The following is a 15,726-nucleotide window of genomic DNA, read 5'->3' on the forward strand; positions in this document are numbered from 1 at the left end:
ATTGTTGCTATCTGGCCTTTAAAATAGAATGAAGGGAGAAAAATTTTCTCTGTGAGGTGGGTATGCTAGATAAAATTGACCGCAAGCTGCTTTCATTGCTGCAAAGTGACTGCACCCTCTCTTTGCAGGCGCTGGCAGATGCCGTTAATCTGACCACCACACCGTGCTGGAAGCGCCTCAAGAAGCTGGAAGATGACGGCATTCTGCTGGGGCGTGTCGCGTTATTAGATCCCGAAAAACTGGGGCTGGGCCTGACGGCCTTTGTCCTGATAAAAACGCAGCACCACAGCAGCGAATGGTATTGCCGCTTCGTAAACCAGGTCTCTGACATGCCGGAGGTCCTCGGCTTCTGGCGTATGGCCGGGGAGTACGATTATCTGATGCGTGTCCAGGTGGCAGACATGAAGCGCTATGATGATTTCTACAAGCGGCTGGTGAATAGCGTACCGGGCTTGTCGGACGTCACCTCAAGCTTCGCCATGGAACAGATTAAATACACCACAGCGTTACCCATTGAATAACTCCATAAAATACCTTCAGGAACAAACCGCGTGCGATTATTTGCCCAACTAAGCTGGTACTTTCGTCGGGAGTGGCAGCGCTACCTCGGCGCAGTTCTCCTGCTTATCATCATTGCCATTTTGCAGCTGATCCCGCCGAAGGTGGTGGGCTACGTCGTGGATGGCGTTACGGAACAGCATTACACCACCGCACGGGTGTTGATGTGGATTGGCACGCTGGTGCTGACGGCCGTCATCGTCTATTTGCTGCGTTACGTCTGGCGCGTGCTGCTGTTTGGCGCGTCCTATCAGCTTGCCGTTGAGCTGCGCGAGGATTTTTACCGTCAGCTGAGTCGCCAGCACCCCGAGTTTTACCTGCGCCACCGCACCGGGGATCTCATCGCCCGCGCCACCAACGACGTCGATCGCGTGGTGTTCGCCGCCGGGGAAGGGGTGTTAACGCTGGTGGATTCGCTGGTGATGGGCTGCGCGGTTCTGATTGTGATGTCCACTCAGATCAGCTGGCAACTTACCCTGCTGGCATTGCTGCCGATGCCGCTGATGGCGCTGGCGATCAACCGTTATGGCGAACAACTGCACGAGCGTTTCAAGCTGGCGCAGGCGGCGTTTTCGTCGCTAAACGATCGCACGCAGGAGAGTATGACCAGTATCCGCATGATCAAAGCCTTTGGTCTGGAGGATCGGCAATCTGCCCTGTTTGCGGCCGATGCCGCAGACACCGGCGCAAAAAACATGCGCGTTGCGCGTATTGATGCGCGCTTTGATCCGACCATCTATATCGCCATTGGCATGGCCAACCTGTTGGCCGTCGGTGGCGGGAGCTGGATGGTGGTGCAGGGCACCTTGACCCTGGGGCAGTTAACCAGTTTTGCCATGTACCTGGGGCTGATGATTTGGCCGATGCTGGCGCTGGCCTGGATGTTTAATATCGTGGAGCGCGGCAGTGCCGCCTATAGCCGCATTCGCGCCATGCTGTCTGAAGCGCCAGTGGTCAACGACGGTACCGAACCGGTACCGGAAGGGCGTGGGGTGATGAACGTCGACATCCGTACGTTTGTTTATCCGCAGACGGAACATCCGGTGCTGGAAAACGTCAGCTTTACGCTGCAACCGGGGCAAATGCTCGGGATCTGTGGCCCGACGGGATCCGGTAAAAGTACCGTTCTTTCACTACTCCAGCGTCACTTTGATGTCACGCAGGGGGACATTCGTTTCCACAATCTTCCTCTCACGACACTGCAACTAGACGACTGGCGTCGCCGTTTGGCCGTGGTCAGCCAGACGCCGTTTCTCTTTTCTGACACCGTGGCGAACAACATAGCCCTTGGCTGTCCGTTGGCCACGCAGGAAGAGATTGAGCATGTGGCGCGCTTAGCCAGCGTACATGACGATATTTTGCGTCTGCCGCAGGGGTATGAAACGGAGGTGGGTGAACGTGGCGTTATGCTCTCTGGTGGGCAAAAACAGCGAATTTCCATTGCCCGTGCGCTGCTGCTCAATGCTGAAATCCTGATCCTGGATGATGCGCTTTCTGCTGTGGATGGTCGAACCGAGCACCAGATCCTGCATAACCTTCGCCAGTGGAGCGACGGACGGACGGTGATCATCAGTGCCCACCGTTTGTCGGCGCTGACAGAAGCCAGTGAAATTCTGGTGTTGCAGCACGGGCACATTGCCCAGCGCGGGCAGCATGACCAGCTTGCGGAGCAACCGGGCTGGTATCGCGATATGTATCGCTATCAGCAGCTTGAAGCGGCACTCGACGATGCCCCGGAACAGGAAGAGGAGGACGCTAATGCGTAAATCAAAAACGCAGTGGCCGACGCTAAAACGCCTGCTGGCCTACGGTTCGCCATGGCGAAAACCCCTTGCTCTTGCCGTCGTGCTGCTGTGGATTGCGGCGATTGCAGAAGTGAGCGGTCCGCTGCTCATCAGTTATTTCATCGACAATATGGTTGCGAAAAGCTATTTGCCGCTGGGGCTGGTGGCGGGGTTAGGCGTGGCCTATGTGGGGCTACAGCTGGCAGCGGCTGGCCTGCACTATGCGCAGTCGCTACTCTTTAACCGGGCGGCGGTGGGCGTGGTTCAGAAGCTGCGTACCGACGTTATGGATGCTGCTCTGCGCCAGCCGCTGAGCGAGTTTGATATCCAGCCGGTCGGGCAGGTGATTTCGCGGGTGACCAACGATACCGAGGTGATCCGCGATCTGTATGTGACGGTCGTGGCGACCGTGCTGCGCAGTGCCGCGTTGATTGGCGCCATGCTGGTGGCGATGTTCAGCCTTGACTGGCGCATGGCGCTGGTGGCGATCGCGATTTTCCCGGCGGTGCTGATTGTGATGGTGATCTATCAGCGCTACAGCACGCCCATTGTACGTCGGGTGCGGACCTACCTGGCCGATATTAACGATGGCTTCAACGAAGTGATCAACGGCATGAGCGTCATCCAGCAGTTCCGCCAGCAGGCTCGCTTTGGCGAGCGCATGGGCGAAGCCAGCCGTTCGCACTATATGGCGCGTATGCAGACGCTGCGCCTTGATGGTTTTCTGCTGCGTCCGCTGCTGAGCCTCTTCTCGGCGCTGGTGCTTTGCGGCCTGCTGATGCTCTTTGGCCTGAGCCCGGGCGGAACGATTGAAGTGGGGGTTCTGTATGCTTTTATCAGCTATCTGGGACGCCTGAACGAGCCGCTGATTGAACTCACAACCCAACAATCCATGTTGCAGCAGGCGGTGGTTGCCGGAGAGCGCGTCTTTGAACTGATGGACAGACCGCGTCAGACCTATGGTGAGGACACAGCACCGCTGCAAAGCGGGGCGATTACGTTTGACCATGTCTCGTTTGCCTACCGTGAAGACAGGCTGGTGTTGCAGGACATCAATCTTGATGTGCCGTCGCGCGGCTTTGTGGCGCTGGTGGGGCATACCGGCAGCGGCAAGAGTACGCTTGCAAGCCTGTTGATGGGCTACTACCCGTTAACGAAAGGCGAAATTCGTCTGGATGGACGTCCGCTGGCGTCGCTCAGCCACAGCGTATTGCGTAAAGGTGTAGCGATGGTGCAGCAAGATCCGGTTGTGCTGGCCGATACCTTTTACGCCAACGTGACCCTGGGGCGTGATTATACCGAGGAGCAGGTCTGGGCAGTGCTGGAAAAAGTGCAGCTCGCGGAGCTGGCACGCGGATTCAGCGACGGAATCAACACCCGGCTGGGCGAGCAGGGGAATAATCTTTCTGTCGGGCAAAAACAGCTTCTGGCGCTGGCGCGTGTGCTGATTGAAACGCCACAGGTGCTGATTCTGGATGAAGCGACGGCCAGCATCGACTCCGGTACTGAACAGGCTATCCAGCAGGCACTGGCCGCCGTGCGCGATCACACGACGCTGGTGGTTATCGCGCACCGTCTTTCAACGATTGTCGACGCAGATACCATTCTGGTGCTGCATCGCGGACAGGCCGTTGAACGCGGTACGCACCGGGCGCTCCTGGAGGCGAAAGGCCGCTACTGGCAGATGTATCAGCTGCAACTGGCGGGTGAAGAGCTGGCGGCCAGCGTCCGGGAGGAAGAGTCGCTTAGCGCCTGATGCACCAAAAACAGGCAACGTGCTAACAGTCACCGCTGTTGGTGCAAAACCGAAACGCGCCATGCACTGCCATGGTGCGTTTTTTTTCACCTGTTGACCATGAATGGTCTTTTAACGCGCATTGCGCCGCTTTTCCCTTCCGTTTTCATTTCTGGCACACCCCTTGCAATGTCTCCTGCGTGTTAGCTGCGGCCATTACCGAATTCTGACTGGAGGGGATCTATGAAGCTGGTTACGGTGGTAATCAAACCATTCAAACTCGAAGACGTGCGTGAAGCGTTGTCTTCAATGGGTATTCAGGGACTGACTGTCACCGAAGTGAAAGGCTTCGGTCGTCAGAAGGGTCATGCCGAGCTTTATCGCGGGGCGGAATACAGCGTTAACTTCCTGCCAAAAGTAAAAATTGATGTCGCGATTGCTGATGACCAGCTTGATGAAGTCATCGATGTGATCAGCAAAGCGGCCTATACCGGCAAAATTGGCGACGGCAAAATTTTCGTTGCCGAACTGCAGCGCGTCATTCGCATCCGTACCGGCGAATCTGACGAAGCGGCACTGTAAGTAACTCCTGGCACACAGTGATAGGGATCGAGAAAATGAAGATAGCAACAATCAAAACGGGTCTGGGTTCGCTGGCACTGCTGCCGGGCCTGGCAATGGCTGCTCCTGCGGTGGCAGACAAAGCCGATAACGCCTTTATGATGATCAGCACCGCGCTGGTGCTGTTCATGTCTATTCCGGGCATCGCGCTGTTTTACGGCGGCCTGATCCGTGGCAAAAACGTTCTCTCCATGCTGACGCAGGTTGCCGTGACGTTCGCGCTGGTTTGCGTGCTGTGGGTGGTTTACGGCTACTCTCTGGCCTTCGGTGAAGGTAACGCTTTCTTCGGCAACTTCAACTGGGCCATGTTGAAAAATATTGAACTGACCGCGGTGATGGGCAGTTTCTATCAGTACATCCACGTTGCGTTCCAGGGATCGTTCGCCTGTATCACCGTGGGGCTGATTGTGGGTGCGCTGGCTGAGCGTATTCGCTTCTCTGCCGTTCTGATCTTTGTAGTGGTCTGGCTGACACTCTCCTATGTGCCGATTGCACACATGGTCTGGGGTGGCGGTCTGCTGGCGTCGCACGGCGCGCTGGATTTCGCAGGCGGTACCGTTGTTCACATCAACGCCGCGGTAGCGGGTCTGGTGGGTGCATACCTGATTGGCAAACGCGTGGGCTTTGGCAAAGAAGCGTTCAAACCACACAATCTGCCGATGGTCTTTACCGGTACAGCAATCCTCTATTTTGGCTGGTTCGGCTTCAACGCCGGCTCTGCGAGCGCTGCTAACGAAATCGCTGCGCTGGCCTTCGTGAATACCGTGGTGGCCACGGCGGGTGCAATCCTCTCATGGGTGTTTGGTGAGTGGGCGGTTCGCGGTAAACCTTCTCTGCTGGGCGCGTGCTCGGGTGCCATTGCCGGTCTGGTGGGGATCACCCCAGCATGTGGTTACGTCGGTGTCGGTGGTGCGCTGCTTGTCGGCCTGGTGTCAGGTCTGGCGGGTCTGTGGGGGGTGACGGCGCTGAAACGTCTTCTGCGCGTGGATGACCCTTGCGATGTCTTTGGCGTGCACGGCGTGTGCGGTATCGTCGGTTGTATCATGACCGGTATCTTCGCCGCGAAATCGCTGGGCGGAGTGGGTTACGCTGAGGGCGTTGACATGGTTCACCAGGTGCTGGTGCAGCTGGAAAGTATCGCCATTACCGTTGTGTGGTCTGCTGTGGTGGCCTTCATTGGCTACAAACTGGCGGACATGACTGTGGGTCTGCGCGTACCGGAAGAGCAGGAGCGCGAAGGTCTCGACGTCAACAGCCACGGCGAGAATGCGTACAACGCATAATAAACAGCAAAACGGCAATCTCCGATTGCCGTTTTTAGTGTTTATTCCCTCTCCCCGTGGGCTGAGGGCCAGGGTGAGGGCATCAGGCCGCACAAGGCAAAAGCAAAACGGCAATCCTTGATTGCCGTTTTTAGTGTTTATTCCCTCTCCCGGTGGGAGAGGGCCAGGGTGAGGGCATCAGGCCACACAAGGTAAAAGCAAAACGGCAATCTCCGATTGCCGTTTTTAGTATTTATTCCCTCTCCCAGTGGGAGAGGGCCAGGGTGAGGGCATCATCACCCGCGATTACGCATCACCCCTTCCTGCACCGTCGAGGCGACCAGCACGCCGTCCTGCGTATAAAACTCTCCACGTACAAACCCGCGAGCGCTGGACGCCGAGGTGCTTTCCACGCTGTAGAGTAGCCAGTCATTCATGTTAAATGGACGATGGAACCACATCGAGTGATCGATCGTCGCAACCTGCATCCCTTTTTCAAGGAACCCCACGCCGTGCGGCTGCAGTGCAACCGGCAGGAAGTTAAAATCTGACGCATAGCCCAGCAGATACTGATGCACGCGGAAATCCTCTGGTACGGTGCCGTTGGCGCGGATCCAGACCTGGCGTTTCGGCTCGGCCGTATGGCCCTTCATCGGGTTATGGAATTCGACCGGGCGGATCTCCAGAGGTTTATCACAAAGGAACTTCTCTTTGACCTGCGGTGGCAGTAAGTGGGCCAGCGCGCGGGCGATATCGGTCTCCGATTTGAGATCGTCCGGCGACGGTGCCGCTGGCATCGTTTTCTGGTGCTCATAACCCGGTTCCGGTGCCTGGAAAGAGGCGGTCATGTAAAAGATGGGCTTGCCATTCTGAATGGCCGCCACGCGGCGCGCGCTAAAGCTGTTGCCGTCACGCAGCACTTCCACATCGTACACAATGGGTTTTGCGCTATCGCCAGGACGCAGAAAATAGCTGTGAAAGGAGTGCACCAGACGGTCTGCCGGGACGGTCTCCTTGGCAGCGTACAGTGCCTGTCCGACGACCTGCCCGCCAAAGACCTGACGCAAGCCCAAATCTTCGCTCTGTCCGCGAAAGAGTCCTTCCTCAATTTTTTCCAGATTCAGTAATGTCAGCAGATTGCTCAGTGCCTGACTCATAGTTGTCCTCAATAAACGCCGTGGCGAAAGATAGGCAGAGTATAACGCAGAAATGAAAGTGGTCCGACGGGTAGAATTATCTGAATATCAGGGAGAATTTAGGCATTAATCAGTGATCTGTGCCACACTTGAATACGATATGTGTTTGAAACGACATCGGATGGGATCGATCCCGCTGGTGCATTGATGATAAGGAGACTTCAATGAAACTCGTGCCCATGCTAAGTGGTGTAGCTATTGCGGTGGCGTTGTCCGCCTGTGCAGGTAAGAGCGCCCAGGTGCCGGTGCCAGCAGCAGATCCAAATGGGATTAATACACTCTCACAGCAATCCATTCAGCAACCTAATGTTTCCGGTACTATCTGGATCAAACAGCGAGTCGCTTTACCACCGGATGCGGTATTAACGGTCACGCTGTCTGATGCTTCTCTGGCCGACGCGCCGTCGAAAGTGGTGGCCCAGCGTGCTGTTCGTACCGAAGGTAAGCAGGCACCGTTTAGCTTCGTGCTGCCGTATAACCCGGCAGACGTACAGCCGAACGCCCGTATCCTTCTGAGCGCTGCGGTAACCATCAACGGTAAGCTGGTGTTTATTACCGATACGGTTCAGGAAGCCATCAACAACGGTGGGACGAAAATCGACCTGAACCTGGTGCCGGTGCAGCAAACCGAAGTGCCGATTGCGCCACAGACGAACCAACCGTCTGTACCTACCCCACCGACTCAGCTGTAATGTGTTCCCCTCTCCTTCGGGGGAGGGGCTCAATACACCCAGCGATACTTCTGCAAATCAATCTGCCCTGACCCGGACACCTGTACCCCTTCTGAAAGTAATGCCTGCCTCTGGCGCTGCAAATCCGGCCCGGTGAGCGAGATGGCACCATGACGATTCACAACCCGATGCCAGGGCAATGTACTGCCTTCAGGAAGCCGTTTTAGCACGCCACCCACCTGACGCGCCGCGCGGGGGGAGCCAGCAAGACGTGCGACGTCACCATAGGTTGTCACGTAGCCCTCCGGAATGGAGGCCACAATTTGCCACACTCGCTGTGGAAAGGAGTCGTGTTCGTCCATCAGTACACCTGTGGGGATGAGTGAAGTGCCATGTTAAACGAAGATTGCGCCGATTGCTGTGCCTGTTTGCGCAAGAAACCACCATCCGGTTGCTGGCAGCTTGCAATTGACCGTTAGCACAGGGATAATGCGCCAGCGCGTTGGGTAACAACGCTCACAATGGGGGCTCTGTTGGTTCTCCCGCAACGCTACTCTGTTCACCAGGTCAGGTCCGGAAGGAAGCAGCCAGGGCAGACGACGTGTGTGCCGGGATGTAGCTGGCAGGGCCCCCACCCATTTGTGCTTCTGGCAACATCTCCCCGTTTTTTACTTCCTTCCGGCATGGCTATTCCACAGAATTAACAAGGTTTAATTCGTGATGTAATATATATTTCATCGCGCTGAAATATTACTGTCATAAACCTGTAATAATAGACTGTCATTTTATTTCTGGGCGTCTTTTTTCTGTCATAAGTTAAAAATATATATCTGGATTACATTGTTAACATCGTGTATTAAATAAAGCACTTATTCCGAAGGGAAGTGACAATCATGGCTACTGCGGTATTAAACGTTAAGATTGACGAAGCGCTAAAAGAAAGACTTCGCCACTATGCGGAAGTGAATAACGAGAACTTAAGCGTGACCACAGAGAAGTTGCTGCTGCTGGCATTTGAAGCCGCAGACGAGGTGGGAGTATCGGAAGAGGATATTGATAATCAGCATACGGAAGAAGAGAATGTAACGCCTTTTACTCCTAAAGAAATCAAAGCTCTACGTAAACTTCTGAAGAAGAGAAAATGAAACAACAACTATCGACCGCCAGTGACTACAAAGAAGCCTGCGATCTGTTGCGTTCAGGCTACGTAAAGCATGTCCGTCTTGGCTGGAATGTAGGAAGTGATGAGTTCTTTCGTATTGCGTCTGACTGGTGTGATACCGGCGCAAAAATAAAGAAAGACGGTGAAAGTTTTGTTATTTCACTGAAAGGTTTTCCTATTCCTCCTCAGCACTGATTCCTGACTGGTGAAAACTGCTGACTGCCGTATGACAGTCAGCAGTTTTTATTTTATGATCCACTTCAAACTTTTATATTAAACAAGACTGCGTTTTACCGACGGCGCGGTTTTATTTAATGCGAGCCAAACCGGTTTGATTCGTAGCAACGCCTGCTCAAGCTCTGCCGACTCAAGCGAGAAGGGCATGCGTAAGTAGCGGTCAAACGCACCCGATAAACCAAAGCGTGTGCCGGTTCCCAGATTAATCCCCAGCATTTCTGCACGTGCGGCGAGCTGTGTCGCCAGCATGCCCGGCAGCTCAATCCAGTAGGATAGCCCGCCTTCCGCCTCCTGAAACCGCCACTGGGGAAAATGTTCGCGCAGCAGTTCACCGCAGCGGTCGCGTCGCTCCTTCAGTATTTTCCGGCGCGCAGGCAGAAATGTCTCGCTATTGTTGATGAGCCACAGCGTGGCCAGCTGTTCCAGCAGCGGCGAGCCTAAATCCAGCGTATCCCGCGTCTGGGCAAGTGTGGCAATGGTGCGCGACGAGGCGCGGATCCAGCCGAGGCGCAGCCCACCCCAGTAACTTTTTCCCGCCGAACCCAGGGTGATCACCGTAGCCTGCTGGTTAAACGACGCCAGCGGCGGCGGGGGCGGTGCTTCAAACCAGAGATCGACCATCGTTTCATCGACCACCAGCGTGGTACGGGTGCGAGCGGCAATGTCGGTTATTGCCTGACGGGTGGCGATATCCATGCATCGCCCTGTTGGATTGTGAAAATCCGGCATCAGGTACGCCAGGCGCGGTGCCGTCTGCGCCAGCGTGGCGGCAAAGCCATCCGTATCCCAGCCGCTTTCCGGCAGCGACACGCCCACCGGCCGACACGATGCCCCCTGGATGGCAGCAATCGCCAGCGGATAGGTGGGATGATCGACCACGACGCGATCGCCCGGGCCGGCCATCATCCGCAGTACCAGCGCAAACCCGCTGACGGCACCATTAACCACCATCACTTCGTCTGCGCGGGTCGGCAGCCCGCGTGCGGTATAGCGAGCGGCAATGGCGTCGCGCAGAGCCGCCAGGCCGAGCTGATCGTAACCGGTCAGCGCGAGGTGCTGGGTGATCGCGGTGAGCGCCCAGGTGTAAGCCTGGTGGATCTCTGGCCCGGCATTCAGGGCGGCAGTGGAGAGATCCAGCGCTGCGCTTGCCGCTGAAAGCGTCGGTATGGCACGGGTATCGGGCAGGATCACGCGTGAACCGCTGCCGTGGCGGCTCTCCAGATACCCTTCTTCTCGCAGATGGGCCAGCGCGCTGCTGATGGTCGTCCGGCTTACATCTAACGCCGTGGCCAGTTCACGTTCACCGGGCAGGCGCGTGCTCAACGCCAGCCTGCCGTCGAGGATCAGCAGGCGCAACGCGTCGGCCAGCTGTCGCCAGAGTGGGGTTCGGGACGGGGTTTGTTGCCAGTGGCCCAAAAGGCGAACCAGCGACTGACTTCCGAAACGGCGTGATGACATATGCAGTCCACTATTTGAAAACTGGACATTAATCATAGTGCCATTTTCGAACAAGATGAAAGCCTGGTTCACTGGAGAAGCTAAAATGGTACGTCGTCTGCTGCAACTGTACGTTGGTTTAGGCCTGTACGGGCTTTCAACCGCGATGTTTATTCGTTCGGATCTGGGGGTTGACCCATGGGATGTGTTTCACCTTGGGGTGGGATTACAGCTGGGGATGACCATCGGTACGGTGATTATTTTGACCGGTGCCGCGGTGCTGCTGCTGTGGATCCCGCTGCGTCAGATGCCTGGGCTGGGAACGCTCAGTAACGTAGTCTGTATTGGCCTGGCGGCGGATGCCTCGATGGCCCTTATCCCCGAGCTGGATTTTCTCCCCATTCGGATTGCTCTGCTGGTTGGGGGCATTGTGCTGAACGCGATAGCAACCGGTATGTATATCGGTGCCGGGTTCGGGGCGGGCCCACGCGATGGACTGATGACCGGCATTCACGCCCGGCTGGGGTGGTCAATCCGCAGCGTTCGAACCTCAATTGAAGTGAGTGTTCTGCTGATTGGCTGCGTCCTTGGCGGAACGTTTGGCGTCGGGACGGTACTGTATGCCCTGACCATCGGCCCGCTTATCCAGCTCTGTTTGCCGTGGTTCCGTCAGAAGCCGCGTACGGATAACGTTCCTCAGACAGAGCGGGTTGTTTAATTTTGCGAAGCGCTCACAGGTATTAATGGCCGCGCTGTGCCACAATAGACGGCTCTGTTAACACCAAGCCGGAACGCATGAAAGCCATTACCCTCTATGATGTTGCCCTCCTTGCGGGGGTGTCTTATCAAACCGTTTCCCGTGTGATCAACGACGCGGAGCATGTTTCTGCCCGGACACGGGAAAAGGTGCAGCAGGCCATGGCGGAGCTGCACTATGTTCCTAACCGTGGCGCGCAGCAGTTGGCGGGTAAGCGCACCCGTACGCTGGGACTGATCACTACCGATCTGGCGCTGCATGCGCCTTCGCAAATTGTCTCTGCGGTTAAATCCCGGGCGGTAGAAAAGGGGGCGAGCGTACTGATCTCAATGGTGGAACATCCGCAACAGTGCCAGGCCGCGCTTCAGGAACTTCTGGCGCAGCGTGTGGAAGCCCTGCTGGTGAACGTGCCGCTTGACGATCCCCACGCCGAACAACTCAAGGCACTGGCGTCGCCCGTGCCGGTGCTGTTTCTGGATGTCTCTCCGTCGGCAGCGGTCAACAGCCTGGTGTTCAATGCTGAACAGGGTGCTCGTCTGGGCGTTGAACATTTGCTGTCGCTCGGGCATCAGCGTATTGCATTGCTGAGCGGGCCGGAAAGCTCTGTTTCCGCTCGTGCCCGTCTGGCGGCATGGAAAGCCGCGCTGGAGGAAGCCGGCCTTGAGGCGGCGGCGGTGGCCTACGGCGACTGGAGCGCAGCCTGCGGTTATGAGAAGGGGCATGCGCTGTTGTCTGCTGCAACGTTACCGGATGCCATTCTGGTGGCTAACGATCAAATGGCGCTGGGGGTGATGCGGGCCTGCGCGGAAAAAGGGGTGACGATCCCGGGCCAGATATCGATAGTGGGGTTTGACGATACCGCCGACAGCGCCTGGTTTTCACCTCCGCTTACCACCATCCGTCAGGCATTTCGCGAGGCAGGTGAACAAAGTGTGGAGTGGCTGCTGGCTCCCGCCCGCCATGAAGCCTGCTGGCAGGTTCAGTTGCCCGTCACGTTGATTAGCCGACAATCCAGTGCTCGTCGCACCCCGCAGCAGGCCGATCGTGAGGATCTTGCGCAGCAGCTGAGAAGCCTGGCCCTGCTGGCAGAGCAACTTGCTCGCCAGTAACACTTTTGTGATCTGACTCGCTACACGGCGATCCCACGCTTTACCGCGGCAGTTTGCCAGGGCATGTTGAGTAAAATTGTGAGCGCTTCGCAAAGAGGAAAACATGTCCAATACTGTCTCACTGACTCTCAGCGCACTTCTGGCCCGTCGGGACTGGGAAAATCCCGGCGTCACCCAGTGGAACCGGCTGGCGGCGCATGCGCCATTTCATAGCTGGCGTAATGAACACGCCGCCAGAGAGGACGCGGCATCCATCAGCCGACGTTCCCTGAATGGGGAGTGGCGATTTAGCTTCTTTTCTGCACCTGAGCAGGTTCCGCAGGCATGGACAGGCGAAGATTGCCCGGATGCCGTTGCGATGCCGGTGCCGTCAAACTGGCAGATGCAGGGGTTTGATACACCTGTTTACACCAACGTCACCTATCCCATTCCCGTCAATCCGCCCTTTGTTCCGGCAGAGAATCCGGTCGGTTGTTACTCGCTCACATTTGAGGTGGAGGACGCGTGGCTCGAGGGCGGGCAAACCCGCATTATCTTTGATGGCGTGAACTCGGCGTTTCATCTCTGGTGCAACGGTCAGTGGGTGGGGTATTCCCAGGACAGCCGTCTGCCGGCCGAATTCGATCTCTCGGACGTGTTGCGTGCTGGTCAGAACCGTCTGGCCGTGATGGTTTTGCGCTGGTGCGACGGAAGCTATCTGGAAGATCAGGACATGTGGCGCATGAGCGGGATTTTCCGCGATGTGTCGCTGCTGCATAAGCCGGAGACGTACATCGCGGATTATCAGGTGGTCACCGACCTCAATGCGGAGCTGGATCGCGCCGTGCTGAAGGTGGATGTCGCCCTGGCGGGCGCTCACTTTACGGAGTGCGAGGTGGCAATAACGCTCTGGCGCAACGGTGAACGCTGTGCCAGCGCCACCCGGCAGCCAGGCTCGGCCATTGTGGATGAACGCGGCAACTGGGCCGAGCGGTTGACGGTGGCGATCCCGGTTGCGTCACCCGCCTTATGGAATGCTGAGACCCCAGCGCTTTATCGGCTGACGATCGCACTGCTGGACCCGCAGGGTGAGGTGCTGGAGATTGAAGCCTGTGATGTGGGCTTCCGCCGCGTTGAAATCAGCAATGGCCTGCTGAAGCTCAACGGCAAGCCACTGCTGATCCGCGGGGTCAACCGGCATGAACATCACCCGGAATACGGCCAGGTGATGGACGAAGCGACGATGCGTCGCGATATCGAAATCATGAAGCAACACAACTTCAACGCCGTGCGCTGCTCGCACTACCCGAACCATCCTCTGTGGTACCGGCTTTGCGATCGCTACGGCCTGTATGTGGTTGACGAGGCCAATATCGAAACCCACGGCATGGTGCCGATGAGTCGTCTCGCTGACGATCCCCGCTGGCTGCCCGCCATGAGCGAGCGCGTGACCCGCATGGTGCAACGCGATCGTAATCATCCGTCCATTATCATCTGGTCGCTGGGCAATGAGTCTGGCCACGGTGCAAATCACGACGCGCTGTATCGCTGGCTAAAAACCACCGATCCGACGCGCCCGGTTCAATATGAAGGCGGTGGGGCGAACACGGCGGCGACCGATATCATTTGTCCGATGTATGCCCGTGTTGATCAGGATCAGCCGTTCCCGGCGGTGCCGAAATGGTCCATTAAAAAATGGATCGGGTTGCCGGATGAAACCCGACCGCTGATCCTCTGCGAATACGCCCACGCAATGGGCAACAGCTTTGGCGGCTTCGCCAGATACTGGCAGGCGTTTCGTAGCCATCCGCGTCTGCAGGGAGGATTTGTCTGGGACTGGGTCGACCAGGCGCTGACGAAGAAAGATGAAAATGGCACCCCGTTCTGGGCCTACGGCGGCGATTTTGGTGATACACCCAATGACCGACAGTTCTGCCTTAACGGGCTGGTATTCCCCGATCGCACGCCGCACCCGGCACTGTATGAGGCTCAGCGCGCCCAGCAGTTCTTTACCTTTACGCGGGTAAGCACTTCTCCGCTGGTGGTGGACGTGCAAAGCGATTACCTGTTCCGTCATACGGATAACGAGGTGCTCAGATGGTCGGTGACCCGTGACGGAACGGTGCTGGCTAAGGGGGAGGTTACGCTCTCCATCGCGCCTCAGAAGACTCAGCGTCTGGACATCTCGCTGCCCGCGCTGACGGCAGAGCCGGGCGAGGTCTGGCTGAATGTAGAGGTGTACCAGCTGAAGGCAACGCCGTGGTCACCGGAAAACCATCGCTGCGCGTGGGATCAGTGGCCACTCCCGGAACCGTTGTTTATCGCCCCGCCCGCACCGGTGGGGGTGCCGCCGGTACTGACGCAAACCGATGAGATGCTGACCCTGACGCACCAGCAGCAGCGATGGATAGTTGACCGTACCTCAGGACACCTGACGCAGTGGCTGAACAATGGCGTTGAAACGCTGCTCTCGCCGCTGACGGATAACTTTACCCGCGCGCCGCTGGACAATGATATCGGGGTCAGCGAGGCCACGCGTATCGATCCAAATGCATGGGTGGAGCGCTGGAAGGCGGCGGGGATGTACGACATTACCCCGCGGTTGCTGCGTTGTGAAGGAGAGCAGCATGCCCGCGAGGCGGTAGTCACGACGCTGCATGCCTGGGAACATCTCGGCAAAGCGCTGTTCCTGAGCCGTAAAGCCTGGCGGGTGGACGATCAGGGTGTGCTGCACGGTGAGGTTGAAGTAGAGGTTGCGTCTGATATTCCGGAGCCTGCGCGTATTGGCCTGAGCATGCATCTTGCCCGGCCGCCGGAAGCCGTTCACTGGCTGGGGCTGGGGCCGCATGAAAACTACCCGGACAGAAAGCTGGCAGCACAGCAGGGACGCTGGACGTTGCCGCTGCAGGCAATGCATACGCCGTACATCTTCCCGACGGAAAACGGCTTGCGGTGCGATACCCGTGAACTGGTGCTGGGGACGCATCAGTTGAACGGGCAGTTCCATTTCTCTGTGAGCCGCTACAGCCAGCAACAGCTGCGTGAGACAACCCATCACCATCTGCTGCGTGACGAGCCGGGGTATTGGCTCAATCTTGATGCGTTCCATATGGGCGTGGGTGGAGATGACTCCTGGAGCCCCAGCGTCTCGCCGGAATTTATCCTGCAAAATCGCCAGCTTCGCTATCGCTTTAGCTGGCGTCAGAACCTCAACTGAC

14 protein-coding genes and 1 other RNA gene are annotated in these 15,726 nt (G+C 57.2%); 12 read left to right on the top strand and 3 right to left on the bottom strand.

Annotated features, from left to right (window positions below):
- Positions 1-62 precede the first annotated feature (62 nt).
- The 5 genes from ACQG2G_RS04945 to amtB all read left to right on the top strand — a co-directional run bounded on the left by ACQG2G_RS04945 (position 63) and on the right by amtB (position 5,981).
- Positions 63-521, top strand: a complete 459-nt coding sequence (locus ACQG2G_RS04945) for an Lrp/AsnC family transcriptional regulator (RefSeq protein ID WP_020686133.1) — start codon at positions 63-65, stop codon at positions 519-521.
- 30 nt (positions 522-551) lie between these two features.
- Positions 552-2,324, top strand: a complete 1,773-nt coding sequence (locus tag ACQG2G_RS04950; RefSeq protein WP_248766796.1) for a SmdA family multidrug ABC transporter permease/ATP-binding protein — start codon at positions 552-554, stop codon at positions 2,322-2,324.
- Entirely contained in the window at positions 2,317-4,098 is a 1,782-nt protein-coding gene (locus tag ACQG2G_RS04955; RefSeq protein ID WP_013095870.1) for a SmdB family multidrug efflux ABC transporter permease/ATP-binding protein, read from the top strand. Before ACQG2G_RS04950 ends, ACQG2G_RS04955 begins: the two co-directional genes overlap by 8 nt.
- 222 nt (positions 4,099-4,320) lie before the next feature.
- Positions 4,321-4,659, top strand: a complete 339-nt coding sequence (glnK, locus tag ACQG2G_RS04960; protein ID WP_008503304.1) for a P-II family nitrogen regulator — start codon at positions 4,321-4,323, stop codon at positions 4,657-4,659.
- A gap of 35 nt (positions 4,660-4,694) precedes the next feature.
- A complete protein-coding gene (gene amtB / locus ACQG2G_RS04965; protein ID WP_013095872.1) occupies positions 4,695-5,981 on the top strand; it encodes an ammonium transporter AmtB in 1,287 nt (428 codons plus the stop codon).
- 275 nt (positions 5,982-6,256) lie between these two features.
- On the opposite strand, the gene tesB is transcribed toward amtB, so the two are convergent.
- Complete coding sequence (gene tesB, locus ACQG2G_RS04970) at positions 6,257-7,117, bottom strand: acyl-CoA thioesterase II (protein WP_040021540.1); 861 nt, start codon at positions 7,115-7,117, stop codon at positions 6,257-6,259.
- A 203-nt stretch (positions 7,118-7,320) separates the two neighbouring features.
- On the opposite strand from tesB, the gene ACQG2G_RS04975 reads away from it, so the two are divergent.
- Positions 7,321-7,848, top strand: coding sequence for a YbaY family lipoprotein (locus ACQG2G_RS04975; RefSeq protein ID WP_013095874.1), 528 nt, complete (start codon positions 7,321-7,323; stop codon positions 7,846-7,848).
- 29 nt (positions 7,849-7,877) lie between these two features.
- Here the strand turns inward: ACQG2G_RS04975 and ACQG2G_RS04980 are convergent, their stop codons facing one another.
- Positions 7,878-8,189: an MGMT family protein gene (locus ACQG2G_RS04980; protein WP_013095875.1), complete on the bottom strand. Its 312-nt coding sequence runs from the start codon at positions 8,187-8,189 to the stop codon at positions 7,878-7,880.
- A gap of 169 nt (positions 8,190-8,358) precedes the next feature.
- Here ACQG2G_RS04980 and ffs point away from each other — a divergent pair.
- The 3 genes from ffs (at position 8,359) to ACQG2G_RS04995 (ending at position 9,184) form a co-directional block, all read left to right on the top strand.
- An RNA gene (ffs, locus tag ACQG2G_RS04985) (signal recognition particle sRNA small type) lies at positions 8,359-8,455 on the top strand.
- 265 nt (positions 8,456-8,720) lie between these two features.
- Positions 8,721-8,972, top strand: coding sequence for a hypothetical protein (locus ACQG2G_RS04990; protein ID WP_262789422.1), 252 nt, complete (start codon positions 8,721-8,723; stop codon positions 8,970-8,972).
- Positions 8,969-9,184 (top strand): hypothetical protein, encoded by a 216-nt coding sequence (locus ACQG2G_RS04995; protein WP_013095877.1) that lies wholly within the window; start codon positions 8,969-8,971, stop codon positions 9,182-9,184. The genes ACQG2G_RS04990 and ACQG2G_RS04995 overlap by 4 nt, the downstream gene beginning before the upstream one ends.
- A 78-nt stretch (positions 9,185-9,262) precedes the next feature.
- On the opposite strand, the gene ACQG2G_RS05000 is transcribed toward ACQG2G_RS04995, so the two are convergent.
- Positions 9,263-10,684: a PLP-dependent aminotransferase family protein gene (locus tag ACQG2G_RS05000; protein WP_348596070.1), complete on the bottom strand. Its 1,422-nt coding sequence runs from the start codon at positions 10,682-10,684 to the stop codon at positions 9,263-9,265.
- 85 nt (positions 10,685-10,769) lie between these two features.
- Here ACQG2G_RS05000 and ACQG2G_RS05005 point away from each other — a divergent pair, with 85 nt between their 5' ends.
- The 3 genes from ACQG2G_RS05005 (at position 10,770) to ACQG2G_RS05015 (ending at position 15,725) form a co-directional block, all read left to right on the top strand.
- A complete protein-coding gene (locus tag ACQG2G_RS05005) occupies positions 10,770-11,381 on the top strand; it encodes a YczE/YyaS/YitT family protein (RefSeq protein ID WP_248766798.1) in 612 nt (203 codons plus the stop codon).
- Positions 11,382-11,458: 77 nt separating this feature from the next.
- Positions 11,459-12,529 (top strand): LacI family DNA-binding transcriptional regulator, encoded by a 1,071-nt coding sequence (locus ACQG2G_RS05010; protein WP_057071120.1) that lies wholly within the window; start codon positions 11,459-11,461, stop codon positions 12,527-12,529.
- Positions 12,530-12,632: 103 nt separating this feature from the next.
- Positions 12,633-15,725 (top strand): beta-galactosidase, encoded by a 3,093-nt coding sequence (locus ACQG2G_RS05015; RefSeq protein WP_348596072.1) that lies wholly within the window; start codon positions 12,633-12,635, stop codon positions 15,723-15,725.
- Position 15,726: the final 1 nt, after the last annotated feature.

It is taken from the genome of Enterobacter cloacae complex sp. 382A5, from assembly GCF_050031095.1.
In the GTDB taxonomy this organism is placed as follows: domain Bacteria; phylum Pseudomonadota; class Gammaproteobacteria; order Enterobacterales; family Enterobacteriaceae; genus Enterobacter; species Enterobacter cloacae.

Coding starts and splice junctions, on each gene's coding strand:
- ACQG2G_RS04945 (WP_020686133.1), top strand. CDS start 63: ATGCTAGATAAAATTGACCGCAAGCTGCTTTCATTGCTGCAAAGTGAC.
- ACQG2G_RS04955 (WP_013095870.1), top strand. CDS start 2,317: ATGCGTAAATCAAAAACGCAGTGGCCGACGCTAAAACGCCTGCTGGCC.
- glnK (WP_008503304.1), top strand. CDS start 4,321: ATGAAGCTGGTTACGGTGGTAATCAAACCATTCAAACTCGAAGACGTG.
- amtB (WP_013095872.1), top strand. CDS start 4,695: ATGAAGATAGCAACAATCAAAACGGGTCTGGGTTCGCTGGCACTGCTG.
- tesB (WP_040021540.1), bottom strand. CDS start 7,117: ATGAGTCAGGCACTGAGCAATCTGCTGACATTACTGAATCTGGAAAAA.
- ACQG2G_RS04975 (WP_013095874.1), top strand. CDS start 7,321: ATGAAACTCGTGCCCATGCTAAGTGGTGTAGCTATTGCGGTGGCGTTG.
- ACQG2G_RS04980 (WP_013095875.1), bottom strand. CDS start 8,189: ATGGACGAACACGACTCCTTTCCACAGCGAGTGTGGCAAATTGTGGCC.
- ACQG2G_RS04990 (WP_262789422.1), top strand. CDS start 8,721: ATGGCTACTGCGGTATTAAACGTTAAGATTGACGAAGCGCTAAAAGAA.
- ACQG2G_RS04995 (WP_013095877.1), top strand. CDS start 8,969: ATGAAACAACAACTATCGACCGCCAGTGACTACAAAGAAGCCTGCGAT.
- ACQG2G_RS05000 (WP_348596070.1), bottom strand. CDS start 10,684: ATGTCATCACGCCGTTTCGGAAGTCAGTCGCTGGTTCGCCTTTTGGGC.
- ACQG2G_RS05005 (WP_248766798.1), top strand. CDS start 10,770: ATGGTACGTCGTCTGCTGCAACTGTACGTTGGTTTAGGCCTGTACGGG.
- ACQG2G_RS05010 (WP_057071120.1), top strand. CDS start 11,459: ATGAAAGCCATTACCCTCTATGATGTTGCCCTCCTTGCGGGGGTGTCT.
- ACQG2G_RS05015 (WP_348596072.1), top strand. CDS start 12,633: ATGTCCAATACTGTCTCACTGACTCTCAGCGCACTTCTGGCCCGTCGG.